Origin of the sequence: Klebsiella sp. D5A (genome assembly GCF_001620885.1) — a bacterium.
GTDB lineage: Bacteria > Pseudomonadota > Gammaproteobacteria > Enterobacterales > Enterobacteriaceae > Klebsiella > Klebsiella variicola.
This window is the reverse complement of record NZ_LOAR01000004.1, coordinates 1-26,768: the sequence shown is the minus strand read 5'-3', so window position 1 is coordinate 26,768 and position 26,768 is coordinate 1. Positions and strand designations below refer to the sequence as shown.

The 26,768-nt window shown below is 51.4% G+C and carries 35 protein-coding genes and 3 tRNA genes; 26 read left to right on the top strand and 12 right to left on the bottom strand.

All coding sequences use genetic code 11. From position 1 onward, the window contains the following. Positions 1 to 17: 17 nt before the first annotated feature. Complete coding sequence (rcsA, locus tag AS136_RS06095) at positions 18 to 641, bottom strand: transcriptional regulator RcsA (protein WP_008804210.1); 624 nt, start codon at positions 639 to 641, stop codon at positions 18 to 20. Positions 642 to 1,012: 371 nt separating this feature from the next. On the opposite strand from rcsA, the gene yedD reads away from it, so the two are divergent. Next, entirely contained in the window at positions 1,013 to 1,447 is a 435-nt protein-coding gene (yedD, locus tag AS136_RS06090) for a lipoprotein YedD (RefSeq protein WP_162493239.1), read from the top strand. 46 nt (positions 1,448 to 1,493) lie between these two features. Here yedD and amyA read toward each other — a convergent pair whose 3' ends face one another. Continuing rightward, on the bottom strand, positions 1,494 to 2,981 hold the full coding sequence (amyA, locus tag AS136_RS06085; protein ID WP_008804212.1) for an alpha-amylase: 1,488 nt from the start codon (positions 2,979 to 2,981) through the stop codon (positions 1,494 to 1,496). A gap of 200 nt (positions 2,982 to 3,181) precedes the next feature. On the opposite strand from amyA, the gene tcyJ reads away from it, so the two are divergent. The 5 genes from tcyJ (at position 3,182) to sdiA (ending at position 7,538) form a co-directional block, all read left to right on the top strand. After that, a complete protein-coding gene (tcyJ, locus tag AS136_RS06080; RefSeq protein WP_032738872.1) occupies positions 3,182 to 3,982 on the top strand; it encodes a cystine ABC transporter substrate-binding protein in 801 nt (266 codons plus the stop codon). A 95-nt stretch (positions 3,983 to 4,077) separates the two neighbouring features. Continuing rightward, positions 4,078 to 5,064, top strand: coding sequence for a D-cysteine desulfhydrase (gene dcyD, locus AS136_RS06075; RefSeq protein ID WP_012541230.1), 987 nt, complete (start codon positions 4,078 to 4,080; stop codon positions 5,062 to 5,064). Between the two features lie 15 nt (positions 5,065 to 5,079). Beyond that, positions 5,080 to 5,748, top strand: coding sequence for a cystine ABC transporter permease (tcyL, locus tag AS136_RS06070; RefSeq protein WP_063266709.1), 669 nt, complete (start codon positions 5,080 to 5,082; stop codon positions 5,746 to 5,748). Beyond that, positions 5,745 to 6,497, top strand: coding sequence for an L-cystine ABC transporter ATP-binding protein TcyN (gene tcyN / locus AS136_RS06065; RefSeq protein ID WP_008804216.1), 753 nt, complete (start codon positions 5,745 to 5,747; stop codon positions 6,495 to 6,497). Before tcyL ends, tcyN begins: the two co-directional genes overlap by 4 nt. A gap of 318 nt (positions 6,498 to 6,815) precedes the next feature. Beyond that, positions 6,816 to 7,538: a transcriptional regulator SdiA gene (sdiA, locus tag AS136_RS06060; RefSeq protein WP_008804217.1), complete on the top strand. Its 723-nt coding sequence runs from the start codon at positions 6,816 to 6,818 to the stop codon at positions 7,536 to 7,538. 67 nt (positions 7,539 to 7,605) lie between these two features. Here the strand turns inward: sdiA and AS136_RS06055 are convergent, their stop codons facing one another. After that, positions 7,606 to 7,830 (bottom strand): DUF2594 family protein, encoded by a 225-nt coding sequence (locus AS136_RS06055; RefSeq protein ID WP_004122104.1) that lies wholly within the window; start codon positions 7,828 to 7,830, stop codon positions 7,606 to 7,608. 461 nt (positions 7,831 to 8,291) lie between these two features. Between AS136_RS06055 and uvrY the strand changes: the two genes are divergently transcribed. The 6 genes from uvrY to AS136_RS06025 all read left to right on the top strand — a co-directional run bounded on the left by uvrY (position 8,292) and on the right by AS136_RS06025 (position 11,823). After that, positions 8,292 to 8,948 (top strand): UvrY/SirA/GacA family response regulator transcription factor, encoded by a 657-nt coding sequence (gene uvrY / locus AS136_RS06050; protein WP_002911539.1) that lies wholly within the window; start codon positions 8,292 to 8,294, stop codon positions 8,946 to 8,948. Then, positions 8,945 to 10,777 carry an excinuclease ABC subunit UvrC gene (gene uvrC, locus AS136_RS06045; protein WP_008804218.1) on the top strand — a complete coding sequence of 611 codons (1,833 nt, stop codon included), beginning with the start codon at positions 8,945 to 8,947 and terminating at the stop codon, positions 10,775 to 10,777. Before uvrY ends, uvrC begins: the two co-directional genes overlap by 4 nt. Positions 10,778 to 10,834: 57 nt before the next feature. Continuing rightward, complete coding sequence (pgsA, locus tag AS136_RS06040; RefSeq protein WP_008804219.1) at positions 10,835 to 11,383, top strand: CDP-diacylglycerol--glycerol-3-phosphate 3-phosphatidyltransferase; 549 nt, start codon at positions 10,835 to 10,837, stop codon at positions 11,381 to 11,383. A 150-nt stretch (positions 11,384 to 11,533) separates the two neighbouring features. Continuing rightward, positions 11,534 to 11,609: transfer RNA gene (locus AS136_RS06035), tRNA-Gly, on the top strand. A 40-nt stretch (positions 11,610 to 11,649) separates the two neighbouring features. Then, positions 11,650 to 11,723 (top strand) — tRNA-Cys (locus AS136_RS06030). A gap of 13 nt (positions 11,724 to 11,736) precedes the next feature. Then, a tRNA-Leu gene (locus tag AS136_RS06025) sits at positions 11,737 to 11,823 on the top strand. Between the two features lie 93 nt (positions 11,824 to 11,916). On the opposite strand, the gene AS136_RS06020 is transcribed toward AS136_RS06025, so the two are convergent. The 6 genes from AS136_RS06020 to AS136_RS06000 form a co-directional block, all read right to left on the bottom strand. Continuing rightward, positions 11,917 to 12,951 carry a tyrosine-type recombinase/integrase gene (locus AS136_RS06020; protein WP_022064905.1) on the bottom strand — a complete coding sequence of 345 codons (1,035 nt, stop codon included), beginning with the start codon at positions 12,949 to 12,951 and terminating at the stop codon, positions 11,917 to 11,919. After that, complete coding sequence (locus AS136_RS26405) at positions 12,951 to 13,181, bottom strand: DUF4224 domain-containing protein (protein ID WP_071925326.1); 231 nt, start codon at positions 13,179 to 13,181, stop codon at positions 12,951 to 12,953. Before AS136_RS26405 ends, AS136_RS06020 begins: the two co-directional genes overlap by 1 nt. Before the next feature lie 66 nt (positions 13,182 to 13,247). Then, positions 13,248 to 13,439 carry a hypothetical protein gene (locus AS136_RS06015; RefSeq protein ID WP_063266708.1) on the bottom strand — a complete coding sequence of 64 codons (192 nt, stop codon included), beginning with the start codon at positions 13,437 to 13,439 and terminating at the stop codon, positions 13,248 to 13,250. Continuing rightward, the gene (locus AS136_RS06010; RefSeq protein ID WP_022064666.1) at positions 13,436 to 14,221 is read right to left on the bottom strand and encodes a ParB/RepB/Spo0J family partition protein; all 786 of its coding nucleotides are present in this window, start codon (positions 14,219 to 14,221) and stop codon (positions 13,436 to 13,438) included. The genes AS136_RS06015 and AS136_RS06010 overlap by 4 nt, the downstream gene beginning before the upstream one ends. Next, positions 14,221 to 14,520, bottom strand: coding sequence for a hypothetical protein (locus AS136_RS06005; protein WP_032741705.1), 300 nt, complete (start codon positions 14,518 to 14,520; stop codon positions 14,221 to 14,223). Before AS136_RS06005 ends, AS136_RS06010 begins: the two co-directional genes overlap by 1 nt. 547 nt (positions 14,521 to 15,067) lie before the next feature. Then, entirely contained in the window at positions 15,068 to 15,727 is a 660-nt protein-coding gene (locus tag AS136_RS06000) for a LexA family protein (RefSeq protein ID WP_022065288.1), read from the bottom strand. Positions 15,728 to 15,819: 92 nt separating this feature from the next. On the opposite strand from AS136_RS06000, the gene AS136_RS05995 reads away from it, so the two are divergent. From AS136_RS05995 to AS136_RS05965, 7 genes are all read left to right on the top strand, one after another. After that, positions 15,820 to 16,017 (top strand): Cro/CI family transcriptional regulator, encoded by a 198-nt coding sequence (locus tag AS136_RS05995; RefSeq protein WP_032741703.1) that lies wholly within the window; start codon positions 15,820 to 15,822, stop codon positions 16,015 to 16,017. A 25-nt stretch (positions 16,018 to 16,042) separates the two neighbouring features. After that, the gene (locus AS136_RS05990) at positions 16,043 to 16,504 is read left to right on the top strand and encodes a YmfL family putative regulatory protein (protein ID WP_022065287.1); all 462 of its coding nucleotides are present in this window, start codon (positions 16,043 to 16,045) and stop codon (positions 16,502 to 16,504) included. Positions 16,505 to 16,741: 237 nt separating this feature from the next. Continuing rightward, positions 16,742 to 16,954: a DUF4222 domain-containing protein gene (locus AS136_RS26400; protein WP_071557781.1), complete on the top strand. Its 213-nt coding sequence runs from the start codon at positions 16,742 to 16,744 to the stop codon at positions 16,952 to 16,954. Further along, entirely contained in the window at positions 16,911 to 17,837 is a 927-nt protein-coding gene (locus AS136_RS05980) for a conserved phage C-terminal domain-containing protein (RefSeq protein WP_063266707.1), read from the top strand. The genes AS136_RS26400 and AS136_RS05980 overlap by 44 nt, the downstream gene beginning before the upstream one ends. Beyond that, positions 17,834 to 18,643 carry a DNA adenine methylase gene (locus AS136_RS05975; RefSeq protein WP_022065285.1) on the top strand — a complete coding sequence of 270 codons (810 nt, stop codon included), beginning with the start codon at positions 17,834 to 17,836 and terminating at the stop codon, positions 18,641 to 18,643. The genes AS136_RS05980 and AS136_RS05975 overlap by 4 nt, the downstream gene beginning before the upstream one ends. A gap of 24 nt (positions 18,644 to 18,667) precedes the next feature. Next, positions 18,668 to 19,648, top strand: a complete 981-nt coding sequence (locus tag AS136_RS05970; protein ID WP_063266706.1) for a DUF968 domain-containing protein — start codon at positions 18,668 to 18,670, stop codon at positions 19,646 to 19,648. A gap of 18 nt (positions 19,649 to 19,666) precedes the next feature. Next, positions 19,667 to 20,032 (top strand): antiterminator Q family protein, encoded by a 366-nt coding sequence (locus AS136_RS05965; RefSeq protein ID WP_017880273.1) that lies wholly within the window; start codon positions 19,667 to 19,669, stop codon positions 20,030 to 20,032. On the opposite strand, the gene AS136_RS05960 is transcribed toward AS136_RS05965, so the two are convergent. Genes AS136_RS05960 through AS136_RS05950 form a run of 3 tightly spaced genes read right to left on the bottom strand, consistent with a single transcriptional unit; the run spans position 20,029 to position 22,187 of the window. Then, entirely contained in the window at positions 20,029 to 20,664 is a 636-nt protein-coding gene (locus AS136_RS05960) for a hypothetical protein (RefSeq protein ID WP_063266705.1), read from the bottom strand. The genes AS136_RS05965 and AS136_RS05960 overlap by 4 nt on opposite strands. Further along, entirely contained in the window at positions 20,657 to 21,082 is a 426-nt protein-coding gene (locus AS136_RS05955) for a hypothetical protein (RefSeq protein WP_228140418.1), read from the bottom strand. The genes AS136_RS05960 and AS136_RS05955 overlap by 8 nt, the downstream gene beginning before the upstream one ends. 7 nt (positions 21,083 to 21,089) lie before the next feature. Further along, entirely contained in the window at positions 21,090 to 22,187 is a 1,098-nt protein-coding gene (locus AS136_RS05950) for a hypothetical protein (RefSeq protein ID WP_017880270.1), read from the bottom strand. An 892-nt stretch (positions 22,188 to 23,079) separates the two neighbouring features. Between AS136_RS05950 and AS136_RS05945 the strand changes: the two genes are divergently transcribed. The 7 genes from AS136_RS05945 (at position 23,080) to AS136_RS05925 (ending at position 26,554) form a co-directional block, all read left to right on the top strand. After that, on the top strand, positions 23,080 to 23,349 hold the full coding sequence (locus AS136_RS05945) for a phage holin (RefSeq protein ID WP_063266703.1): 270 nt from the start codon (positions 23,080 to 23,082) through the stop codon (positions 23,347 to 23,349). Then, positions 23,327 to 23,863, top strand: a complete 537-nt coding sequence (locus AS136_RS05940) for a lysozyme (protein WP_063266702.1) — start codon at positions 23,327 to 23,329, stop codon at positions 23,861 to 23,863. Before AS136_RS05945 ends, AS136_RS05940 begins: the two co-directional genes overlap by 23 nt. A gap of 32 nt (positions 23,864 to 23,895) precedes the next feature. Beyond that, on the top strand, positions 23,896 to 24,372 hold the full coding sequence (locus AS136_RS05935) for a DUF2514 domain-containing protein (RefSeq protein ID WP_063266741.1): 477 nt from the start codon (positions 23,896 to 23,898) through the stop codon (positions 24,370 to 24,372). A gap of 80 nt (positions 24,373 to 24,452) precedes the next feature. Next, the gene (locus AS136_RS05930) at positions 24,453 to 25,511 is read left to right on the top strand and encodes a hypothetical protein (RefSeq protein WP_148718826.1); all 1,059 of its coding nucleotides are present in this window, start codon (positions 24,453 to 24,455) and stop codon (positions 25,509 to 25,511) included. Then, positions 25,495 to 25,857, top strand: coding sequence for an HNH endonuclease (locus tag AS136_RS26395; protein ID WP_074158335.1), 363 nt, complete (start codon positions 25,495 to 25,497; stop codon positions 25,855 to 25,857). Before AS136_RS05930 ends, AS136_RS26395 begins: the two co-directional genes overlap by 17 nt. Further along, the gene (locus AS136_RS26390) at positions 25,809 to 26,126 is read left to right on the top strand and encodes a hypothetical protein (protein ID WP_074158334.1); all 318 of its coding nucleotides are present in this window, start codon (positions 25,809 to 25,811) and stop codon (positions 26,124 to 26,126) included. Before AS136_RS26395 ends, AS136_RS26390 begins: the two co-directional genes overlap by 49 nt. Next, on the top strand, positions 26,123 to 26,554 hold the full coding sequence (locus AS136_RS05925; RefSeq protein WP_077265724.1) for a hypothetical protein: 432 nt from the start codon (positions 26,123 to 26,125) through the stop codon (positions 26,552 to 26,554). The genes AS136_RS26390 and AS136_RS05925 overlap by 4 nt, the downstream gene beginning before the upstream one ends. The last annotated feature ends 214 nt before the right edge of the window (positions 26,555 to 26,768 follow it).

Genomic DNA, 26,768 nt, shown 5'->3' with positions numbered 1-26,768 from the left:
ACCACCGCCAGTCTGTTTCAACGCAGATTCACCTGAATACCTGAAGTTACGTTTTCGGTCAGCCGAACGATATGGTAAATCACCTGCTTATTGTGCGTTTGTATTTTCTTTTTAATATTGCCTTTATGCGATGATACCGTCTTCGCTTTGATGTTCATTTGCGTTGAAATTTGTGACGTGCCGTGCCCGGCCATCCACATTTGCAGCATATTTGATTCTGTTTTACTCAGCGACAACGTCGGTAAATTTAATTGCCCCAGGCTACTGTTTTTGTATTTTAGATAATTAACCAGAATAACATCAAGGTCTTTTGGCGTTATCGATTTCGAACTGATCAGCAGGTTTTTCCGTACCCGCAAATAGCGGTCAAAATGAATGTTTGCCAGCGACATAAAGATAACAAACAGCGTCGCCGGGTTTTGCGTAATGATCTGGCGAATAATGCCATTACTTTCATCATCATGCACGAAGCAGTCTTCATTAAGAAACACCACTGCCGGACAACACGACGCGCAATGTTTTTGCAAATCTGTCGCGCAATGGACCTCAACGATTTCCTGTTTTTTTATTCCCCGACTGGTCAGATAACCCGTTAAGCCTAACCGGGTATAACTGCACAAATCCATAATCATCGTTGACATGACCCATCCTCAATCAACACGTAACGATATTCTCTTCACACGCATTGTGCGAAGCAGTCCTTGCGAGCAGTAATAGTAGGTTTACGAAAGAACCTATTAGTTCCGTTAAACTATTCCGCATCTATGCATATAATTTGCCAGGAAAACTCTTAAAGTAAAGTCGAGAACCGGTAGTGTGAGCGGATTAAAAACAAAAAGTGCCCATAGATGCTATGGTTACGCCCCAAACATTATTTTATTTTCGGAATTTCCTTATTTCAAATGAAGGCGGTGCTGCCCGTTCCTGTTTTGCCCGGTTTTTCCGCCGGGAGCGGGGGTGGAAGGCTTAACGCTTTAATGCCACAATACTTTTTTATCGGCTTGTGGGATGAATGATGAAACAGTTAGTTTTTGCGGGCATGGTGGTGGCGCTGGCCGGATGTGTGCAGGTTGATCATTACGATGACGTCGTTAAAGCACCGGCGCCGGCTGGCCTTGAGGGCTACTGGCAATCGAAAGGGCCGCAGAGTGAAATGATGAGCCCTGACGCGATCGCCAGCCTGATCGTCACTAAAGAAGGGGATACCTTCGACTGCCGCCAGTGGCAGCGCGTGATCGCGCAGCCGGGTAAACTGATGAACCGCGATAACCAGATCTACAACGTTACCGCTTCCCTGGATATCTATCCAATCGAGCGTGAGGGCAATACCCTCTCCTACGATCGTATGACGTTGACTCGCGTTGAACGCCTCACCCCTGAGTGCGAAAAGGCGTGGGCCAAAGCGCGTACGACAGGGGCCGTCAGCGCGCGGGCTTCCGTGCGCTGAGGTTCCGGCGGGCCCGTTCCGGCCCGCCAGGTACATCGCCAGCTGACTACAGCACGGCTTCCATCACCCACACGCTCACGCTACCCCCGTTGCAGGTAAAGATCGCGCTACCCTCAGCGTCGGTTTCGACAATCTCTTCCCGGTTGCCGAGAAAATCCCGCCAGCGTTTATTGCCATAGTTCTCGCCCAGCGTCAGGGTTTTTTCTCCCTCATCGCCATTGGACATCACCACCACGCAGCCGGGATCCTCGTCGGTGCCGCTACGGCTGAAGGCAATACAGTTGGGGTGATCGAACCACAGCGTTTGCACGCCATGGGCAAAGCGCTGACGGGCGTCGATCAGTTCATGCAGTTGTTCGATAACGGGCATCTCAATGGCGTAGGTTTGTCCATCGCCGCCGGTATCTTCATAGGATGCGCCGAAAAGATCGGCATAAAAGACCGACGGCACACCATTTTCACGCAGCAGGATCAGCGCATAGGCCAGCGGCTTGAACCAGGGTTCAACCGGCGCCTCGAGGGCCTGCAGCGGCTGCGTATCGTGGTTTGTCACCAGCGTCACGGCGTGAAAAGGGTCTGCTTCCACCAGCGTGCCGCTGAATATCTGGCTCATGTCATAATCGCGCCCCTGGCGTGAGGCTTCATGAAATTTCATCTGCAGCGGGGCATCGAACAGCATCGTCTTGCCCTCGACCAGGTCGATATACTGCTGGAGCTTTTCCACCTCATGGGACCAATACTCCGCGACAATAAACAGCGGCTGCGGTGCCACCTCCTGGACGTGCTCGATCCACGCTTTGTAAAACCAGGCGGGGATATGCTTCACGGCGTCAAGACGAAAACCATCGCAGCCGGTCTGCTCCATGACCCAGCGCGCCCAGTATTTGATCTCCTCGGTAACGGCGTGATTACGAAAATCAATGTTGGCGCCCATCAGGTAGTCGAAGTTACCAAGCTCATCGTCGACCTGCTCGTTCCAGCCTTCACCGGTGTAATCGTTGACGATTTTAAACACACCGTCTTCCGTCGGATTCTCAATGTGGTCGATACCGCTAAAGCATTTGTAGTCCCAGACAAATTGCGAATACTGCCCGGCCCGCACCGGAAAGGTATAGCGAGTCCATGCCTCACACTCAATGATCTCCTCGGCAATCTGGGTGCGATCGTGCTCATCGACGCGCTGCACCTGCAGAGTTTCTTTTTCATCGGCGCCCATTTTGTGGTTCACCACCACATCCAGCAGCACGGCGATATCATGCTCTTTCAGAGCCTTCATCGCCGCCAGCAGCTGCGCTTTATCGCCATATTTGGTGGCGACTGAACCCTTTTGATCAAACTCACCAAGGTCGAAGAGATCATAGGTGTCATAGCCGACGGAATAACCGCCCGAGGCGCCTTTATAGGCGGGCGGCAACCAGACCATATTGATGCCGATTTCATTCAGGCTGGGGGCCAGCGCTTCGACTTCACGCCATAGCTCGCCGCCAGCGGGGTAGTACCAGTGAAAACATTGCAACAAAGTGGGGTTTTTCATCTTCCATGCTCCAGACGTCAACAGGCTGACCTTTGCAGTATGGGAGATATCCCGCAAAACGGGAGAGGAAAGCCCTGATTTTCGCTATACCCTAATCGGGATCATATATAATAAATTGGCATAAGATGTAGCGTAACGATGTTGGTGCCGGGCCGTTAAGCGCCTTACACTACAGGAAAATCCTAACCTTCGGGGTATCTATGAAATTAGCACTTCTGGGTCGTCAGGCGCTGATGGGCGCGATGGCCGTTGTTTTGATGGCTGGCGTTAGCGTGAAAACTTTTGCAGCGGAAAACCTGCTCAATCAGGTTAAAGAGCGCGGTACCCTGCGCGTGGGCCTCGAAGGCACCTATCCTCCTTTCAGCTTCCAGGGCGATGACGGCAAGCTGACCGGATTTGAAGTGGAGTTTGCCAACGAGCTGGCGAAACATCTTGGCGTGAAAGCCGATCTCAAACCGACCAAATGGGACGGTATGCTGGCCTCGCTGGACTCCAAACGCATTGACGTGGTGATTAACCAGGTCACTATCTCCGATGAGCGTAAGAAGAAATACGATTTCTCAACCCCGTACACTATCTCCGGTGTGCAGGCGCTGGTGAAGAAAGGTAACGAAGGCGCGATTAAAACCGCAGCGGATCTGAAAGGCAAGAAAGTCGGCGTCGGGCTGGGCACTAACTATGAAGAGTGGCTGCGTCAGAACGTCCAGGGCGTTGATGTCCGCACCTATGATGATGATCCGACTAAATACCAGGATCTGCGTGTAGGCCGTATTGACGCCATTCTGGTTGACCGTCTGGCCGCGCTGGATCTGGTGAAGAAAACTAACAATACGCTGGCGGTAACCGGTGAAGCATTCTCCCGTCAGGAGTCCGGCGTGGCGCTGCGCAAAGGCAACGACGATCTGCTGAAAGCGATTGACGCCGCGATCGCGGATATGCAGAAAGATGGCACCCTGAAGGCGCTGTCAGAGAAATGGTTTGGCGCTGACGTGACGAAATAACGGTCAGTGGTGAAAAAAGGCGCTCCTGGAAGCGCCTTTTTTTATTTAGCGCGTAACTGTGTGCATAATGAAGCATAACTGAGTCAGGAGGGGCCATGTCACTGCAAAATTTAACCCGCTTTCCGCGTCTGGAATTGATTGGCGCGCCGACGCCGCTGGAGTATCTGCCGCGTTTGTCCGATCACCTTGGGCGCGAGATTTTTATCAAACGCGATGATACAACGCCGCTGGCGATGGGAGGCAATAAACTGCGCAAGCTGGAGTTTCTCGCCGCCGATGCGCTGCGGGAAGGGGCAGATACCTTAATCACCGCCGGCGCGATCCAATCCAACCATGTGCGTCAGACGGCGGCGGTCGCCGCGAAGCTGGGGCTGCACTGCGTGGCGCTACTGGAAAACCCCATTGGCACCGGGGCGGAGAACTATCTGAGCAATGGCAACCGCCTGCTGCTGGATCTGTTTAATACCCAGGTTGAGATGTGCGATGCCCTGACCAATCCTGCCGAACAGCTCGACGAGCTGGCGACCCGCATCGAGGCGCAGGGCTATCGCCCCTACGTCATCCCGGTCGGCGGATCCAATGCGCTCGGGGCGTTAGGCTATGTGGAAAGCGCGCTGGAAATCGCCCAGCAGTGTGAAGGCGCGGTGGAGATCTCATCGGTGGTGGTGGCTTCCGGTAGTGCCGGTACGCATGCCGGGCTGGCAGTGGGACTCGAACAGCTGATGCCGCAGGCGGAACTGATTGGCGTGACGGTATCGCGCTCCGTCGCTGACCAGCTGCCAAAAGTGGTGGCGCTGCAGCAGGCCGTGGCCAACAGCCTCGAGCTGCAGGCGAAAGCCGACATCACCCTCTGGGATGATTACTTTGCCCCGGGCTACGGTACGCCGAACGAGGAAGGCATGGCCGCCGTGAAGCTACTGGCGCAACTGGAAGGTATTTTGCTCGATCCGGTCTATACCGGCAAAGCGATGGCCGGGCTTATCGACGGCATTACGCAGAAGCGTTTTAAGGATGAAGGACCGATTTTGTTCGTCCATACCGGCGGGGCGCCGGCGCTGTTTGCCTATCATCCTCACCTTTAATACAGAAACGACAGCATGCAAGAAAGTATCCAACTGGTCATCGATTCCGCTCCTTTTCTGCTCAAAGGGGCCGTCTTTACGCTGCAGCTGAGCATTGGCGGGATGTTTTTCGGCCTGGTGCTGGGCTTTATCCTGGCGCTGATGCGCATGTCGCCCCTCTGGCCGGTAAAATGGCTGGCGCGCATGTATATTTCCATTTTTCGCGGCACGCCGCTTATCGCCCAGCTGTTTATGATCTACTACGGCTTGCCGCAGTTTGGCATCGAGCTTGACCCGATTCCGGCGGCGATGATCGGCCTGTCGCTCAATACGGCGGCCTACGCGGCGGAAACCCTGCGCGCGGCCATCGCCTCGATCGACAAAGGGCAATGGGAAGCGGCGGCCAGTATCGGCATGGCGCCGTGGCAGACGATGCGCCGGGCCATCTTACCCCAGGCGGCACGGGTCGCTTTGCCGCCGCTGTCCAACAGTTTTATCAGCCTGGTTAAAGATACCTCGCTGGCGGCGACGATCCAAGTGCCAGAGCTGTTCCGTCAGGCGCAGCTTATCACCTCGCGAACCCTTGAGGTCTTCACCATGTATCTCGCGGCCTCGTTGATCTACTGGGTGATGGCGACCGTCCTCTCCTCGCTGCAGAACTATTTTGAAAACCAGCTGAACCGCCAGGAGCGTGATCCGAAATGAGTGCGATAGAAGTGAAAAGCCTGGTGAAGAAATTCCATGGCCAGACGGTGCTCCACGGTATCGACCTGGAGGTACAGAAAGGGGAAGTCGTGGCGATCATCGGCCCCAGCGGCTCGGGTAAAACCACTCTGCTGCGCAGCATCAACTTGCTGGAGCAACCGGAGAGCGGCACCATCCGCGTTGGCGATGTGACCATCGACGCCGGTCGCAGCCTGGGGCCGCAGAAAGGACTCATTCGCCAGTTGCGCCAGCATGTCGGCTTTGTCTTCCAGAACTTTAATCTGTTTCCCCACCGTACGGTGCTGGAGAACATTATTGAGGGGCCGGTCATCGTAAAAGGTGAAGATAAGCAGGAGTCGATTGTGCGGGCGCGCGATCTGCTGGCGAAAGTGGGTCTCAGCGGTAAAGAGAATAGCTATCCTCGTCGCCTCTCCGGCGGTCAGCAGCAGCGGGTGGCTATTGCTCGCGCGCTGGCCATGCGTCCGGACGTGATCCTGTTTGATGAGCCAACCTCGGCCCTCGATCCTGAGCTGGTGGGGGAGGTGCTCAACACCATCCGCCAGCTGGCGCAGGAGAAACGCACGATGGTTATCGTGACCCATGAAATGAGTTTCGCCCGCGACGTTGCCGATCGGGCCATCTTTATGGATCAAGGACGCATTGTCGAGCAGGGAGAAGCGAAAGCATTGTTCGCCTCCCCGCAGCAGCCGCGTACTCGCCAGTTCCTCGAAAAATTTCTGATGCAGTAAACCATGCGCTGACGTGGCGGCTTTCCCGGGGGAGGGCCGCCGCGTACAGCCTGTCTTCCCTGCGGCGCGCCACGCTCCTCGTCACCTCTTTGTGCTATTTCTCCCTGTGGCCGTATACACCGCTTCCCATCCCCCCTTGTAGGGTGTAGAAAATGACGGGAAAGTGAGCACGAGGTTCTGCGCTGAGAACGGGAAAAAGGCAAGCCTTCAGACTAATAAATGCGACACCGACAATATTTTATACATATAAATAAGATTTATGTGTTAGTTTTCTGTATTTATAATAATGATTATCAATCAGGAGTTATTTGCACAGCTATGAGGGACAATGATTTTTTCAGCTGGCGGCGGGATATGCTGCATCAATTTCAGTCCGTGGCCGCTGGTGAGGAGGTTTATAATCTCCTGCAACGAGAAACCGAAGCGCTGGAATATGATTACTACACGCTTTGTGTACGCCACCCGGTGCCTTTCACTCGCCCCCGCGTCACCTTCCAGTCGACCTATCCGCGCGCATGGATGTCGCACTACCAGGCCGAGAATTATTTCGCGATAGATCCGGTATTACGCCCGGAGAATTTTATGCGTGGTCATCTGCCATGGGAGGATGGGCTGTTTCGCGATGCGGCGGCATTATGGGACGGCGCCCGCGATCATGGTCTGAAAAAAGGGGTGACCCAGTGCCTGACGTTGCCCAACCATGCGCAGGGTTTTCTCTCCGTCTCCGCGAATAACCGTTTACCGGGCTCTTATCCTGATGATGAACTGGAGATGCGCCTGCGCATGCTGACGGAGCTAAGCTTGTTGGCGCTCCTGCGTCTGGAAGATGAGATGGTCATGCCGCCGGAGATGAAGTTCAGCCGCCGTGAACTGGAAATTCTGAAATGGACCGCGGAAGGGAAGACCTCGGCGGAGGTGGCGATGATTCTTTCTATTTCGGAAAATACGGTGAATTTCCACCAGAAGAATATGCAACGGAAATTCAATGCGCCGAACAAAACGCAGATAGCCTGTTACGCGGTGGCGACAGGGTTAATCTGAGAGCGCCTGTCGTTCTGCGTGCCAGACGTGACACCGGCTGTCAGGGATACTTTCAGCCGGTACAGGATTACTGACGGTAAGCTTGTTTAATTTGCTTAACGGTGCTGGAGAATACGGCAGCCTGAGCCTCATCTTCCATCTGCGCGATCTGCTTTTCCATTTTAATAATCACGCGACCCGCATCCGCCTGGCCCATCGCCTGCAGCATCAGCGTTATCATCGCTTTCAGGCAGGAGACTTCCTGCGCCAGTTCTTGATTATTTTCTGCAGTGGAAAAATCTGGTGTGCTCATCGATATCCTCGTTTACTCGCTGCGCTAATGCGCCTTACCCAATGTGAAGGCCGCGCAGTATACCACAAGCGACGGGAAAAAAAGGAGTGCTTAATTTCTGTTCTCTCATCTGAGCTGTGAATGATTCAGTGCTTCGGATAATACGTAATAGCCGCCAGGCCGCCATTAATTTATTCCATCTATTTAGCACGTTAATATTTGTTACATATTTTGCTGCGTATTTATGCGCTACGTAATCTGTTGTGTTTTTTGTGCTTTCTGTATGAGGATTGTTAAAAAATAAGACGACGGCAACTGACTGTTCTCAATGACTTTCCACTATGTGTGCACAGACATTGCCATAAATGAGCGGCAAATCGAGGTGAGGGCATTTTTTTGCCTTTTAAATTAGCAATAAAACCCGGTAATATGTGGGAGATAAAGTATCAGTAGCGTTATCCCTCATTCTGGAGATTATTCCTTTGATCAACGTTCTTCTTGTTGATGACCACGAACTGGTGCGCGCAGGGATACGACGCATTCTGGAAGATATAAAAGGGATTAAAGTCGCTGGCGAAGCCTGTTGCGGCGAGGACGCCGTGAAGTGGTGCCGGGCTAATTCCGCAGATGTCGTCCTGATGGACATGAACATGCCCGGGATCGGTGGTCTTGAAGCCACGCGCAAAATCGCGCGCTCCGTGGCGGGCACGAAAGTGATCATGCTCACCGTGCATACCGAGAATCCTCTACCTGCCAAGGTCATGCAGGCGGGGGCGGCGGGCTATCTTAGCAAGGGTGCTGCACCGCAGGAAGTGGTGAATGCGATCCGCTGCGTGGCGTCCGGACAACGTTACATTGCTTCCGATATTGCTCAGCAAATGGCGCTAAGTCAGATTGAACCGGAAAAAACGGAATCGCCGTTTGCCAGTTTGTCTGAACGCGAATTGCAGATTATGCTGATGATCACCAAAGGTCAGAAGGTGAATGAGATCTCAGAGCAGCTCAATCTGAGTCCCAAAACGGTTAACAGCTATCGCTACCGAATGTTCAGCAAATTAAACATTCATGGCGATGTGGAGCTGACCCACCTGGCAATTCGCCATGGCCTGTGTAATGCGGAGTCGTTAGCAAGCCAGTGAGTGATGTTTTTGACGCAAAAGCTTTCCTGAAAACGGTGACCAGCCAGCCCGGTGTGTATCGGATGTATGATGCTGGCGGGACCGTCATCTATGTTGGCAAAGCCAAAGATCTGAAAAAGCGGCTCAGCAGCTATTTCCGCAGCAATCTCGCGTCGCGTAAAACCGAAGCGCTGGTGGCGCTGATTGCGCAGATTGACGTGACCGTCACTCACACCGAGACGGAAGCGCTGCTGCTGGAGCACAACTATATCAAGCTGTACCAGCCGCGTTACAACGTGCTGTTGCGCGATGATAAGTCTTATCCTTTTATTTTCCTCAGCGGTGATACTCATCCACGTCTGGCGATGCATCGCGGCGCCAAACATGCGAAAGGCGAGTACTTTGGTCCTTTCCCCAACGGCTATGCCGTGCGGGAGACCCTGGCGCTGCTGCAGAAAATTTTTCCTGTTCGCCAGTGCGAAAATAGCGTCTATCGCAACCGCTCGCGTCCCTGCCTGCAGTATCAGATTGGCCGCTGTCTGGGGCCGTGCGTGGCGGGGCTGGTCAGCGAAGAAGAGTATGCTCAGCAGGTTGAGTATGTACGGCTGTTCCTTGCCGGCAAGGACGATCAGGTCCTGACCCAGCTCATCGCCAGAATGGAGAAAGCGAGCCAAAGTCTGGAGTTTGAAGAGGCCGCGCGCATTCGCGACCAGATTCAGGCGGTCCGCCGGGTGACGGAGAAACAGTTTGTTTCTAATACCGGCGACGATCTTGACGTTATCGGCGTCGCCTTTGAGGCCGGAATGGCCTGCGTCCATGTGCTGTTTATCCGCCAGGGCAAAGTGCTGGGCAGCCGGAGCTACTTCCCGAAAGTGCCGGGCGGCACTGAGCTGGGAGAGGTCGTAGAGACCTTTGTCGGTCAGTTCTACCTGCAGGGTAGCCAGATGCGTACCCTGCCGGGGGAGATTTTGCTCGACTTCAGCCTTGGTGATAAGACGCTGCTGGCCGAGTCGCTGTCGGAGCTGGCGGGACGCCGAATCAATGTGCAGACTAAACCGCGCGGCGACAGAGCGCGTTACCTTAAGCTGGCGCGCACCAACGCCGCGACGGCGTTAACCACGAAATTGGCTCAGCAGTCGACCATTCATCAGCGCCTGCAGGCGCTGGCCACCGTGCTGGAACTGCCGGCCGTGAAGCGAATGGAGTGCTTTGACATCAGCCACACCATGGGCGAGCAGACCGTGGCGTCCTGCGTGGTGTTTGACAGCAATGGTCCGCTGCGTGCGGAGTACCGGCGCTATAATATCACCGGCATCACCCCTGGCGATGACTACGCGGCGATGAATCAGGTCCTGCGCCGTCGCTATGGTAAAGCGATTGATGAAAATAAAATTCCGGATGTGATCCTGATAGATGGCGGAAAGGGGCAGCTGGCGCAGGCGAAAGCGGTGTTTGCCGAACTGGATGTTCCCTGGGATAAACATCATCCGCTGCTGCTGGGCGTGGCGAAAGGCAGCGATCGTAAAGCCGGCCTGGAAACGTTATTCTTTGAACCGGAAGGCGAGGGGTTTAGCCTGCCGCCGGATTCGCCCGCTCTGCACGTAATCCAGCACATCCGCGATGAATCGCACGATCATGCGATTTCCGGACATCGTAAAAAACGGGCGAAAGTGAAGAGCACCAGCTCGCTTGAGACTATCGAGGGAGTAGGGCCGAAGCGTCGCCAGATGCTGCTGAAGTATATGGGTGGGCTGCAGGGGCTGCAGCAGGCCAGCGTCGAGGAAATTGCTAAAGTACCGGGCATCTCTCACGGTCTGGCAGAAAAGATCTTCTACTCGTTGAAACATTAGGGGCTCTGTAGCAACATAGGGCTAATTTTTACTTACAACAGATAGTTACCCGTCACTATGCAATTTAATATCCCTACGTTGCTTACTCTGTTTCGCGTCATCCTCATCCCGTTCTTTGTGCTGGCGTTTTATCTCCCCTTTAGCTGGGCGCCGTTTGCCTGCGCGTTAATTTTCTTTGTCGCCGCCGTGACCGACTGGTTTGATGGTTTTCTGGCTCGTCGCTGGAATCAGAGCACCCGGTTTGGCGCCTTCCTGGACCCGGTGGCGGATAAAGTCATGGTGGCTATCGCCATGGTGCTGGTTGCCGAGCACTATCACACCTGGTGGGTCACGCTGCCGGCGGCGACCATGATCGCGCGTGAAATTATTATTTCGGCACTGCGCGAATGGATGGCTGAGCTCGGGAAACGCAGCAGCGTAGCGGTCTCGTGGATTGGCAAAGTTAAAACGACCGCACAGATGGCCGCCCTGGTATGGATGCTGTGGCGTCCTTATCCATGGGTAGAGTGGGCCGGGATCGCGCTTTTCCTCGTGGCGGCGGTGCTGACGCTGTGGTCGATGCTGCAGTATCTGAACGCGGCGCGCGGCGATTTGCTTGATCAGTGATCGTTTCGCCGTTATTTTCAGCAAACGATGCAAAGTTGCGAAAAATACCGTTGACTCACCGCGAGAGATAAGTAGAATGCAACGCATCGAACGGCGGCACAGTCTTCCAGACGATAACAAAATCAAGTGATTAGCAAATAACTTGATAATGCGGGAATAGCTCAGTTGGTAGAGCACGACCTTGCCAAGGTCGGGGTCGCGAGTTCGAGTCTCGTTTCCCGCTCCAGATTAACAGCATCGGCAGTAGCGGGTGCTTCAGTATTAAAGGCGCGTTAGCAAAGCGGTTATGTAGCGGATTGCAAATCCGTCTAGTCCGGTTCGACTCCGGAACGCGCCTCCACTTTCTATCCCGAGCCCGGATGGTGGAATCGGTAGACACAAGGGATTTAAAATCCCTCGGCGTTCGCGCTGTGTGGGTTCAAGTCCCACTCCGGGTACCATTGGGATAAAAGCAGAATAATCAAAGCAATAAGCAGTGTCGTGAAACCACCTACGGGTGGTTTTTTTGTTTCAAAACCACCCATTTCATAATATCACTTCATAATATTTTTCCTTTCCACCTGTCCATCTACAACCGGAACTACCGCGATCTTTCTGTCATACCGGGCAGTTTGCTCAACGTTCTTGTGCCCTGATATTGCCTGTTTCTCGTACAGATTGCCCTTGAGATCAGATATCCCTTTTGCTTTTAAATCGTGGAACGTGAAGTCAAAAGAAAGGTGAGGGTACAGCTCCTGCGCCTCAATTTTTGCCTTTCTCCAGCGACTGTTAAAGCCGTCCCGTGTGTATTTTCCACCTGCTGGTTGATGGATGACATACAGACTGCTCATGCCAGAGTTAAGAGGCAATTTTTTTGCCAACTCAAGTGCAGCGTTCAAGCGAGGGCTCCATGCTTTTATCTGAGCAACAGACGTTTTACTTTGCTTTATCAGGATACCTTCTTCCATAAATTGGCTTTTTTTCATCTCCAGTACATCGTTCTGTCTGGCACAGCAGAGGTAAGCGAGTTCCATGGCGATTTTCACAATGTCTGGAGCTACAGAGTACAGCGCTTGGTATTCCTCATTTGTAATATAGCGATCCCGGCTAACCTCTTTATATTGGCGAACACCCTTTGTTGGGTTCCCTTTAACGAATCCGCGTTCATAAGCCCAGCGATACACGCGTGACATAAAAGCTTTTTCTCTATTAGCTTGTGTCCTGCTTTTTATTCCCCGCTTGTCCATATAACGCCGAATATGTTCAGGTTTGATAGCGTCCGGCGGCATTTTCCCAAATACATCAATAATTTTTTTTGAATACTTTCTATAGTCTTTCTGGGTTTCCAGAGCCAGTTCGAAAAATTCACCAGATTTAAAGAAGCGTTCAATAAGCCCTTCCAGCATGGAGTAGTCCGGGCGATCGTTCATTAGCGCTTCCCATGCACTCCATACCTGAGCCTGTGTACTGGTTTTGTCACAGAGGCGGATATTGCCGCCTCCTTTGGGATGATATTCATATGCTGACCTCCCGAGGTAAACCCTCGGTGGCATCCAAGCATCGTCTTTATTTTTTCTCGGACGTGGCATTAATCAAGCGCTCCAAAATTGGGCTGCAGCAAATTATCGACGTTATTCTGTCGTAATCTCTGAGCTAAAGGATTATTGAAATGCGCCCAGGTTGTGCGTGGTCTTCCGTCTCGTCCTTCAACAAAGAAAATCCCGGCATCACGTAAACACTGTGATTGCTTTGAGGGGATCTTGTATCCAGTAATTCGTTCGAGGTCTGCGTTTGAAATGATCTCGTTATCAAGATTCATAGTGTATCTCCACAAGTCCGGCTGCAACCGGCTTAACTTCTACAATTCTTTTCTCCGGGCCAGTCGTCACTCGATAGGCTTGATGGTGTCGAGCAGCAGCCGGCGGCGCGTATTTTCTGCAAAATGACGGCATCCGGTCGCTTTGTGGTAAAACTCGTTTTTGCCAACGACCCACATCCGCTCTGTCTGATGCAGTTTTTTAACCTTCGGACCGTTTTTGGTGATCACGGTACCGGTATGGGTTTTTATGATTGTCATACGGACTCCCCAAGCACCCAACGGAGTGCGCTTGCATACTCACCCTCGGCAGATTCCAGGACTTTAGTAATTTCTTTGCGGGTTTTCAGACGCGGCTTTTCCTCACCGAGAATCTTACGCTGACGCCGGGCTTTTTCATGGCCGGTTGTACCAGCTGTCGCCAGCTCGATTGCTGACACTTTTGCACGCTGCTCTTCAGGTGGGAGCGCACCAAGCTGACGCGCCTGGGTAACGGTGACAGTTCCAGACTCCACTGCATCGCGGACAGCCTGGGTGGCATCCAGCAGCGACAGTGTTGCACGTACTGTCTGAACACTCACGCCAAACATCAGCGATAAATCGTCCTCGTCGTGCCCGCGGTCCAGCGCATCAGCCATTTTCTTTGCTCGGCCCAGCGGCGTATCAGCCTGGCGGATTTCGTTAGCACTTACCATCGCCTGCGCCATGCGAACGGCAGAGCCACGTTTAGCGACTGCCGGAACCAGTAACGGTTCTTTGCCCTCTTTCGACAGACGCTTGTTGGCTTCCAGTGTATGTCGTACACGCTGGCGACCATCAACCACACAAGACAGCCCTGTCTCCGGGTCTTTCCAGACGATAATCGGCTCAAGAACGCCCTGGTCCATGATGTTCAGCACCATTGCCTCGCTGATAGGCAGGTGGATACGCTCATCGTAAAGCGGGTGCGTTTTGTCGGTAACCAGGTGCAGGTTTTCAGGTTCGAACGTCAAAACGTTCGTTTTGCCACTGGCGCCGTATACAAGCTTTGAGTCTTTAGCCATCAGAGTGCCTCCACGTTACGAAAGCTGGTGGGGCAAATTGCTTTCAAATCGCGCATTGCTTCGAGAACATGCAGATTTGTGCGCTTCTTGGTATGTCGCTCAGTAATACGATCACACTCCTTCGCCCATGATTTGACTTCGATGAGAAGAGCGTCTCGTTCGATACGAGCCTGACGAAGAGCTACGTTCGAAACATCGAGGATAGCCGCCAGCTCTTTGACGATTGTTCCCTGAGCTGGTGGCATATCTCTGGCAATTTCGTATGCCTCTGTAATTAGTTGATTTGCTGTCTTAGCCATCTCTTGTTCTCCATCTGACGCGCTGCAACGCGTGAATTTAGGATGCAGCAACCCAACCCATGAAAGTGGGTGAATAGCTTGTTAAAATTTCTTGATGATGGGTTAGCCGCCACTGCAATGGCGGCACGTTAGTTCTCCACACAACAAAAAGAGCACTACCGCGTTCTGCCGTTCCATCCTGGCTTTTGGTACCGCAACGGCTGCGAGAAGTTTTTTGCATGCCAGCGCTCTTTTGGTTGTGCCCTCGTCTCTTCCGAGGTGTCACACCTTTTCGCCGCGCTGGTGGGGCGCACGTCGTGCCTGAAACACTTAGCTTGCACATTCCGGTTGTTCTGAGAGGCATGGATAAAGGGACTCTCAGGCCGCTGCGGCACATGTGCCATATGCCGTAATGCTCACTGCCACACCATGGCACGTAACTGTAGGTACACGTGGCGCGACTTAAATGTACCTTTAGTTACCAATGTGGTCAAGTGAGCTAAGTACTTTTTGTTACCTATGGATTCAAAAAAAGCCAGAAGGAGATCTGGCTTTAGAAATGGGTAAGTTAAATGTTTTGGGTAATCTGAACCACTCTCCCAACAATCCGGCAATTACCGTCTATCGGGATGGGTTTAAAGGCAGGGTTAAGTGGCATCAAGTATGCGAAAGGGCTATCCCATACCAGCTTTTTAACGGTAGCTTCAGCAGAACCGTCAAGTATTGCCACTACAATTTTTCCGTAAAGGTCATCCAGTTGGCCATAGTGCGGTTCAACAATAACGATAGATCCTTCGGGGATGGATGGCAGACCATGAGGGTTAGTCATAGACTCCCCACGAACTACCAGGCCGAATGCTTCATTAGAAACGTTTGCAGTGGTTTGCGTCCATGAAATCACATCAGAAAGCCTTGAGCATGCATAAGTATCAGTCCACATCCCAGCTTGAACAGCGGAGATAATAGGAACTGCCGTTGGTGGCTTAAGGAACGGAATAACTTTTGTATCATCCGGCGTTTCCTCACCTCGACCGTAAAGAATCCATTCTGGAGTAGTCTGCAGCGCCACCGCCAGCTGATGGAGATTCTCACCATCAGGTTTAGTAGTACCGCTCTCCCATTTTGTTACGGAAACACGGCTTACCCCTAAGCGTTTAGCCAGGGTTTGCTGTGTTATGTCGAGCTGGACTCGACGGGATCTTATCCGGTCTTTCATCTCTGTTTTCATGTAACCAATGTTACATTGATTCCTTGTAACTGTTGTTTGCTATTTAATGTACCTTTTGTTACCTTTGGGGCGTAAGTTAACCAGGAGGAACCATGCGTAAATCAGAAGTCATTGAACACTTCGGAGGAGTATCAAAAACCGCAAGTGTTCTTGGGATTTCCCACCCGGCAGTTTGCCGATGGGGTGAAGTCATCCCTCAAAAACAAGCATTCGTCATAGAGCGAATTACGAAAGGCAAGCTTAAGTACGATGCCAGCCTTTACCAAAAGGCTACAGATTCAACTGCTTGAAAGTAACTACAAAAGGAAAATTAATATGGTAGAGCCAAACCTCAAAGAAGTCGTGAAAGGTATGTGCAAAGCATATCCGGGCGGCCGCGAAGCAATGGCTGGCGCCTTGGGTATGACCGTGACGCAGTTCAACAACAACCTCTACGAGAAAAACGGCTGTCGATTTTTTGAAGTATCGGAGCTGGAAGCGATGGAAGACATTTCCAACACGTCGCTACTGGCAGACTACTTCGCCCGCCGTCGTGGTGCTCTGCTGGTGGATGTGCCGCACCTGGAAGAACTCGATCGCGTGGACCTGTTTAGTCGTGCAATGCGTACCTCGGCAGCCAGAGGTCAGGTTGACCAGATTATCGAACAGGCACTTGAAGATGGGGTAATCGAAAGGCATGAGGCAGAAGAAATCATGGTGCATCACCGCCGCCATCTGGCAGCTCGCGAAGAAGAGATTGCCGCAATTATCACGTTATTTTCACGCAAAAAGAAGTGACGCCAGCGAGTTGCAGCTCCTGGCGTCGTGGCGTGTCGTTATCAGTGGAGATTACTAACGCATGAACAGTCTACCAACACAGTACCGCAGGTCGCAACTTGTGGCGCGGCCGGTTCCTGGTGGAGCAGGGCCGGTGCAGTTCGTGTACGGGGTAAGAGTACCCGGTGGGATAGAACCTGTCTGCTACCAGTTTGCTCAATGGGCGGTAGATGACTTTAGAAGTCAGGCGGAAAGCGTATGCGAGAACTTAACCGATGGTTCAGAGATCACTACGGCGTCCCGGTCAGGGTCATACGCTGGGAGCCCCAAACACAGCGCGTTATATACCTGCGCGAAGGGTATCAGCACGAGTGTTTCAGCCCACTTGAACAGTTCAAACGAAAATTCAGGGAAATAGAGGGGTCTTATGAGCCTGTTAATGCCATCAAGGCCGATAGTCATCAATCCTGACCTTGCGTACAGCATTGGCCTGAATGAAGCCATTGCGCTGCAGCAGGTTAATTACTGGCTGCAGGAAACTAACTCAGGGCTGGAGCGTGACGGCGTACGCTGGATCTACAACACAACAGAGCAATGGCTGGAACAATTCCCGTTCTGGTCTGAATCCACTCTGAAGCGCACCTTCACCCGGCTGAAGAGCCTGGGCGTGCTTAAAGTTGAGCAGTTGAACAAGTCCCAGCGCGACATGACGAACTACTACACGATCAACTACGACAGCTCGCTTTTAGATGAGGTCAAAGTGACCAAATCGAAGAAGTCAAAATGCGCCGTTCCATCAGGTCAAAATGACACGATGGAAGAGGTCAATGTGAAACGCTCCACCGGGTCAAAACGAACCGCTGTCATCAGGTCAAATTGGCACGATGATCTTACAGAGAATACAACAGAGAATACAACAGAGAGTACTACAGAGATTACAGGTAAAGACTCTTGTCCGGTTGCGCTGCAACCAGACCAGACCGATCCGGCTGCACTCGTTCTGGATCATTTTAATCGAGTAACTAATTCGACCTATGGCAAGGGGGGACGAACCAAAACGACGCTGGGTTATATCCGGGGACGGCTGGCCGAAGATTACAGCCCTGAAGACCTGATGCTGGTGGTTGACTACCTGAACGAGAAATGGGCTCAGGATCCGAAGATGAGCGACTACCTGCGGCCCAAAACGCTGTTTGCTCCCGAGAACTGCGTCGAGTATTTCGACAAGGCCAAAAAATGGGAAGCAGCCGGGCGCCCAGCCTGGACTGGCGGAAAGTGGGTTAAACAAGACACGGCGTTCAAGTCCAGTTATTCCGACGTGGATTATTCAGTGCCAGCGGGGTTCCGTTCATGAGCAAGCCATTTCTGAAATGGGCTGGTGGAAAGTATACCCAGCTGGCTGACCTGTTCGTGCATATCCCGGCAGGGAAACGCCTGATAGAGCCATTCGTTGGTGGTGGGGCGGTATTCCTGAACAGCGATAAGCACGCAGATTACCTGCTGGCGGACATTAACCCGGACCTGATTAATCTGTATCAGATGTTAGCGGTGGTGCCGGATGAAGTGGAATTAAAGGCCCGCTGGATGTTTGAGCACATGCGGTCACCAGATGGCTATGAGCTGATCCGTTCCGAGTTCAACGCTCAGACGCTGGATGCTACAGAACGCGCAGCTGCATTCCTGTATCTCAACCGGCATTGTTTCAATGGCCTGATGCGCTACAACCAGGCGAACAAGTTCAATGTGGGCTGGGGAGGCTACAAGGCCCCGTATTACCCGATGGATGAGATGAAAGCCTTCGCGGCTATGGCGCATAACTGCGTCTTCATGACTGCTGACTATCGCCGAACTATCAGCCTGGCCGGGAAAGGGGATGTGGTTTACTGCGATCCGCCTTACGAACCGATGCCGGGAACAACCGGATTCACCGCCTACGCCGCTGGTGGTTTTAGCTGGGAGAACCAGGTAGACCTGGCGAAGCAATGCGTATCAGCCTTTCACCGTGGGGCTCGGGTAGTGATTTCTAACTCATCTGCACCGAAGGTTCTCGACCTGTACCGTGAGCATGGTTTTAACCTGCAATTCATCAAAGCGCGCCGTTCGATTTCCTGCAAAAGCAGTACGCGGGAAGTCGCAAAAGATGTCGTGGCTATCCTGTGAGTTACCTGCCGTGGAGAAAATGACATGAGAGCATTACTGACTCCTGAAATTGCCCCACGCATGGGCATTGTTCTGCTTCGCCCTGGCGCCGATCTGATGCCGCTGTTCAGGAGGGGGCGGGTTCTGATTGAGCCGGCACCGGAAAAATACAGTGACTATGCAACCGGCGCTATCCCTCCGGCCAAGCAGCCACTGGCAGAAGACCCGGTTTTGAAACCAGTCTTCGAAAACAAAGACGTCATTCTGCGCGCGGGCGGTATCAGCGCACTGGAGGCCGAGCTGGAGCGGCGGTTTGAATGTCAGTACCCGCACGGTTCGTGGCACAGCGAGAATTTTACGTTGTTCCGTCATGAGCCCGGCAGCCTCCGGCTTTGCTGGGCCTGCGATAACCTGGTACGTGATCAGTACACAGAGACGCTTGCAGGCATTGCGCGTAAGAACCTGGTATCCTGGCTGATAACGGTAATTCGCTCACAGCTGGGGTTCAACGAAGACCATCAACTGACGATCCCCGAGTTGTGCTGGTGGCTGGTTATAAACAATCTGGCGCACGTCATCCCTGAATCGCTGGCCCGTAAAGCCCTGCGATTGCCGGAAATAAAGCATCAACCGGTGATGAAGGAGAGCGATATTGTGCCGGAGCCAGCGGCGAGCGAAGTGGTGCAGAAAAAGATTCTCGGTCTTCGCGTAGATCCTGAAACGCCGGAATCTTTCATGCTGCGACCAAAGCGCCGCCGCTGGGTAAACGAGAGCTGGACTCGCTGGGTTAAGTCCCAGCCGTGTGTCTGCTGTAACAAACCAGCAGATGATCCCCATCACCTGATAGGCCACGGACAAGGTGGGATGGGAACGAAAGCGCACGACCTGTTTGTGTTGCCGCTTTGCAGAGCGCATCACGACGAGTTGCACGCTGACACCGTGGCATTTGAGGAGAAGCACGGCTCACAGCTGGAGCTGCTTTTTCGATTTCTGGATCGTTCGCTGGCAATTGGCGTGCTGGCTTAATTCAGTGGAGATGAATTAATGCGTGATATTTCTTTGGTACTGGAACGATGGGGTGCTTGGGCTGCAATGGATAGTAGTGGTGTTGATTATTCGCATATTGCTGCAGGGTTCAAAGGACTACTCCCTCAAACTGGCAAAACACGACTATGTTGTACCGACGATGATGCACTTATCATCGAAGGCTGTATGGCACGGCTCCGCGGTAAGAAGCCCTACGAGCACAGTTTGCTTGTTGCCCATTATTTATTCGGTATATCGAAGCGTAAGTTAGCTAAGGCTCTAAAAAAAGACGAAAAAGTGATCCGCATTGAGATACAGATGGGGGAAGGGTTTATTGATGGTTGCTTATCTATGCTCGAAGTAAAGCTGGATATGGAACGCTAATCGGAATCCCCTGTTGCATGAAACAAAGATACAGCCATATGCCTAACAAAATATGGCTGACTTGTCGCTGGATGCACTGTTTCACTAGAAAAACGGAGTGAATTCGTATCATCAGGGATTATAGTTGCTCCTGCTACATTTTCACTTAAATGCTTACGCCAAGAAGAAAATTTATCACCTGAATGTCTTTGTTTTACATATATGATGATACCACCGTGATTGTCTCTAAACGTTCCTGTTCCATATCGCTCATTAAGTTGATTCCATCCTCCAAAGATGTAAGCTGGGCCATTCCATAACTTAGCTTCTCCGATCCATGCAAACCGCCCAAGTTGGTGTTTCACCAAAATGTCGATGTGTCCGCCGTGCTGCGTATCATGTTCTGCGTCATAATTGCGGCCTTTTAGGAAAGCTATTATCACAGAGGTTAGTTCATCTTCACCCCACTTGGTTTCTTGGTACATATGCTTTTGAGTTTCAAGCACATACATTGCTTCATCCAAATCAATATAAAGCTGCTTGACGAAATCAACATTAGTAGCCGCAAACTTTCGCTTGAGAAACCCATTAACTTCAGGATCAAATTGACTGAGTACCTCTAAAGAGGCTAAAGAGAAATTAGATTCACTCATGCAGTTGCTCCAAAGCATCCGTAGGAGTGAAATAGGGGAATAAATGATGATTATAATTGTCTACCAATTTTCCGCTATTTGGGTGATAAAATTGACCAGTTTTTAACGCATGAGAAAGGTCATCATCATCCACTGGGATAGGGTCGCTATCATCTGTCTCAATGAATTGAAAATGCATATCAAGAAGATGCAATCTATTACTGGACAGGTAGTCAGTCACTTTTATCAATAGCACCTTTGCATCGTTAGACTCAACATTAAGCTTTGTACCATGTACGAGGCTCATGTAAGTGATATGTTTTAGCGGCTTAGCTTCAGGGCTGGTTAAAAATTCAACAACATCACGACATAACTCACCGACAGGCCCACTTAGGTCGTCTCTGATTTTAGAGTATATGTCGTGTTTGTTTAGCATCATCAAACCTTTATGCAGCTTCAGCTGCGCCCCGTTTTCTTTGTATGCTCGCTAATGAATCCAGCATCTTATTGATAATAAAAACAATGTGTTCAACCGATGAACACCTATCGATGATAGCGTCATAAAGATGCGAATTTGGCTTATCAATCATAGCCCGTTTACCAGGTAAAACTAATTCTACAGTGAAACTCCGTGAAGATGAATCGGCCAGATCCCAAATTTTACCCAGCTTATATTTTGTTAAGATAGGACTGGCTTCTTCTCCACCATGATGATAACTGTCTGTACGTAAACAACTTTCACCAGGACGCAACTTCAAAGAGCTTGTGTTACCATCGGAGGTAAGAAACGCCATTTGAGAGATTCTTCCATCTGCCTGTTCGTACATTTCTTGCACTAAACCAAAGAGATCTAAAGGCGATGGGAATGTGATACCAGAAGCATTTCTCACGAATTGATCAAGTAAAAATTGCTGCCGTTCCGATTCTGAACGAGGCATGACTGACAAATCGATTGTAAGCGCAACTAATTGTAATTCAGGCAGTATCATCACTGTATTGAAACATTGCGTTACTTCTCTAGTCTTACACTTGATCTCTCCGCCGTTAGAACGAAGCACTAAGCCAGAGTCACTTAGGTGCGACGCATCCAACTCGATCGTTTCAGTATAATAAGCTTTAGAGGTAAGTATGGTTGTCTCTATAGAGACCTGATTTAAGCTTAATGAGGTAGTTTCAAGAAAGTGCAGATCTGTATCCGCTGTAAGCAGTTGTTCTCTAGACAGAGGATAGGGGTAGTTCTGACTAAATAAGGAATCATCTCTCTCGATAGATGCAATAGCAGTACGAAGGGTTTGAATCTCATCTGGTTGTAATTTGTACAGCTTGACCAAGCGTGTGCCACTTAGTAGCAAGTTATGCCAAACGCTGTCAATATGCTCAGCAACTCTTACTTGTTGGGCTTCTTCAGTACCCTGTAACCTTTCAATAAACAGATCAAGTCCTACTGATGTCACTCCCAAAGGTTCTCCTACAATCTTTTTAGTTTGCTTCCAGCCCAAACGCTCTGTTATGTCCTTCAATAAATTGATTGTTTGCTCATTCATAGGAAATCCTTTCGTATTCTTTGTTTTTTTCGAATGCAATACAGATGGTTCCTAAAATACTAAACTATTCCAAAAATTTCATTAGTGCGGTCCGCAAAAAGTATCGTAATCTGTTAAGAGTGGTCACTTCGACACACAGCTTAATCATCGGAACATCGCCAGATAGCGGGTTTTGCATCTCTGGCCCAAGTCACAAACTTCAAAGCTCACTTTTTCTGCTGAGGATGATGACTGTCCCTATATCTCTCCAAACCTCTATTAACCCATAGCTGGAGTTAACGAAAGATCTCAGCAACCTCAATAGCTGGCTTGAGCTATTGGAGTTGCAGCGCAAGCAGTTTGGCTATACTCCGCAGGGGAATAATGCTGCTTTCTGTGGTTAATGTTGGGAGGTTTATTTAGCACCGGAAGCGATGTGGTGAATCCCCTGTGCGGAGGGGGCGACTAGTTAGTTAAAGAAAGTTGTAAATGCAGCGCGGGCCATGCCGACTGGGGCATGCTCACCGGGAGGCACCTGGCACCACACTGCCACTAAGCATATTTAAGATTTATGGCAGGTTTACTTTTGCGGTTGCCCTCCTATGTTTATAGAACGTAACGGCAAAAGTGAATGCTTCCTGGTAAATCGGTAGCTCGGACTATTAGGAGTGCTTTCGTTTCGTTACTATCTAGAATGCCTACTTTCTGCCCGCCTTCAGGCGGGCTTTTTTACGCCATCAATAGGGCGCTTCAGAAAGAAAAGGTAAACATCATTTGAAGGCTGCGCTTTGCGTGGCCTTTCTTATTTCAGGCTCACGGGAATCATCATCGATACGGCTCGTTGTTAAATCAGCCCGATGAGCCTGACCCCTTCACGCACAAAGCACCATCCGTAATCAACGGAGGTGAGGCTATGACCAGAATGAGCAACATATATAGCAGGCTTTCATACGGCACCGGGACCGCACTGACGGGCTGCGGTGTTTCTACTAAGGCATATGCCGGGGCAGTCAAAACAGAGGTATGGATTTTGGCCGACAAAATAGCGGGGCTGACCCTGAGTGACTGGGCGATCATTGTCGGTATTGCATGCACTGTCATTACCTGCGGGGTCAACTGGTATTACCGACGAAAGGAAAGGGAGGACAGATTGAATGGCTATGGCGTCAAAGTTGAGGAATAAGCTCAGCGTCACCATGCTGGCCCTCATTGCTGTTGGTGCGTCGGCTCCAACATTGATGGATCAGTTCCTTGATGAGAAAGAAGGAAACAGCCTTATAGCGTATCGCGATGGCAGTCAGGGGATCTGGACAATTTGCCGCGGGGCTACGCGTATAGATGGTAAACCCGTCACGCAGGGCATGAAACTGAGCCAGGCCAAATGCGATCAGGTTAACGCAATAGAGCGCGATAAAGCGCTGGCATGGGTGGATCTGAATATCCATGTCCCTTTGACCCCACCACAAAAAGTAGGCATTGCCTCGTTCTGTCCATACAACATCGGGCCCGGTAAATGCTTCCCGTCTACGTTCTATCAGCGGATTAACGCCGGTGATCGTAAAGGCGCATGTGAAGCGATTCGCTGGTGGATAAAAGACGGAGGGAAAGATTGCCGGGTGCGCTCCAATAACTGCTATGGGCAGGTAACACGACGTGATCAGGAAAGCGCGCTGACTTGCTGGGGGATTGACCAGTGAGTGCAGCCTACTTAAAGCCAGCTATCACCGTAATGGTTATTGCTGGTGCCTTTGTTGCTGGTTTAGCCTGGAGCGATCGGGCATGGGAAAAGCGGTGGGCGGAACGTGATAGCGCCGAATCGTCCCAGGAAGTTAACGCGCAAACCGCCGCCCGGATGATTGAACAGGGGCGTTTAATCGCCCGCGATGAGGCCGTAAAAAATGCTCAAGCGCAAACCGCTGCAGCGCGCACTGCTGCCGCTAATCTCTCTGATACTGTTAGCCAGCTGCGTCAGCAGGCAAAAAAACTTGCCACCCGCCTGGACGCCGCAAGCCACACCGCAAGTCTTGCCGCTACCGTCAGAAGCAAAACAACCGGCGCCACCGCCGGAGTGCTCGCCGACATGCTTGGAAACCTTGCAGAAGAAGCTCGACGGTATGCTGCAATCGCTGACGAACGCTACATAGCAGGAATGACATGTGAGCGGATTTACGTATCAGTAAGAACGTCTATCCCCAGCAAGGGATAAGATGGTGTTTATCCCTTTGTGGGGATGTCAATTCTATAGCCTCGCATTTGCGGGGCTTTTTTATTTGTAAAAGGTAAACAATGAACAGCTTAAAATCTCCTCAAATCAGTAACTGTGGCATGTCAATTACCAAACTGGCTTCGGATTTGCCGGAAGCCAATAACGATATGACGAATCGGAGCTTTTCCAGCGTTGGTACCCTGACCTCAGGACCCGTATTAGAGCTATCTGATAGCGCTCAGGATGTGCTGTATGCTCTTTTTTTCCGAGGTGCACTCGTATCTGGTGATATTCCTTCAAAAGCCGGCGCCTCCGCACTGCGTTCTCTGGGATTTGCCGAGACCGGCCATACAGCTACGCCATACAAAGGGGAAGACTATTTCACCTGGCTGACTCCTGCGGGGTATGCGTTCGCTATTGGGTATCTGGTTAAAACTCGCTTCGGCAAACAGCCTGCAAATGCAAAATCTTCCGGGCAGCCCTCGGTTCATCCGGAAGGATTAAGCATTAACAAAGCCATGATTAAAGGGACGATCAGTAGCGCAGCCTATGTTTGCGGCAATACCATCGAGCAGGAAACGCTGTCGAAGGTTCTGGCCAATTCACTGCATAACGTTTCCCCTGAGAAAGCTGGCGATGTTGCTGAACAACTGGCCAGTGCCGTTAAGTCTGCGTTTAGTGTGCTGGGACATGCATCCAGTGAACAGGACAAGGAACGGCCTAAAGAATCGGACTTATCCGTCGGTACTTTCAAAGTTTATAGCGAGGGAGAGGTGAAGGTGGCTTCAGGCTCTCCCTTAGCTGCTGAAATAGAAGCCGGGCGTGAAGATCGCAAAACAGCAGGGACCATTAATTTAAAACTGGAGCTGGATACCTCTGATGCCATCGAAAGCATTAATGGGCTGAGCAAAGAAATTTCAGATCTTGTTGATACTGCAATTGCCAACTCGCTCAAGCCGGGTGGACGTCTGTACAACGTCGTGCGGGAATCTTCGTTTAACAGCTCGAATACTACCGCCCTTAACTCCCGTGTGACTGATCTTGAATCTTGTCTCAACAGCGCATGTGTTTTGATTAGTGATTTGTCTTGCCGTATTTCAGAACGTATCACTGGTGACGTACATGCCAGCCCGGTCTAAACGTCCATGCCGGCACCGAGGGTGTGCGGCGATAACCAACGACGCCAGCGGTTATTGCGATGCTCACCGGCAGCAACATGCTGGCGACGGCTGGCGCAACTACCAGCCCGGAAAAACTCGGCAGGAACGTGGTTATGGTCGACCGTGGGAAATTAAACGGGCCCGTATCATGAAGAGGGATAAATACCTTTGTCAGAACTGCAGGCGAGACGGTATTGCCACGAAAGCCTCAAGTGTCGACCACATTATTCCTAAAGCTCATGGCGGTACGGACGATGACTTTAATCTCGAGTCATTGTGCTGGAGCTGCCACAGCAAGAAAACAGCAACAGAGAGAACCCGATGAATAATTTTAAAATTGAATACGTTGATGGCGTTTTGACAGTTCTGGAGACGGATGGTCAGTCAAGAATGAATGAAGCCGTGCATGGCATCCATTTTGAGCATGTCCAGGGTGGCCGCCCACTGCTGAAACTGACGATTGCGCATGATATTGCACCGGCACCGGCTGCTGAGTCGGCTCAGCAACCTTTAGTGGGTGAGCTGGTACAGGAGCAACAATCTCCGCCTCCCGGCGGTCGTCGTTCCCGCCGTCGTCGTGGAGGTAAGCAATGATGTATCAACGCTCGGATCTGACGCTCTCCATGTTCTATGCATCCAGCGCTGATGCAGAGGGAAACAAAGTGGCTACATTGACGATGCAGGTCATCGCTGCAGAGGCTGGCGCCGTCCAGACCAGCCAGTTGCTCTGCATTACCGATAGCGCGAAGAAAAAAACGTATACCGTAGGCGAGCAGTCTATCAGTAATGGTTCCGATCCGTTGCTCGTCGCGATTGAGAATTACTGGCGTCAGAGTACGGATGTCGTCGTTAAAGGATTGATCGCCGAGGTGACCGACTTCATCGCAGGGAACATCAACTCAGTCAGCACCTGGATCGGTCAGTTTGGGATGAAGGTGTTCGAGAACCAGCCATTAGGTGAACGGCTACCAGAAAGCGTACTGCAGGCCGATGGAGGCTCCGCTACCGCGACAGGATCCTGAACGCCGGTATAACAGCTGGTGTTCTTTGAACGTCTGAGATATGCCGGCCCACGCAATGCGAACCATATTCGCCGCCGGCGCAGCCGGAATGACGACCTCCACCTCGACTGAGGCAGCCGCCGCCAGGGGTAGGGGGGAGCAAATCCCTGACCCCTTTCGCGCTTTGGGACTGCCCGTTGAAGTCTATTTTTACACGCCAGAAATAAGAAACTTT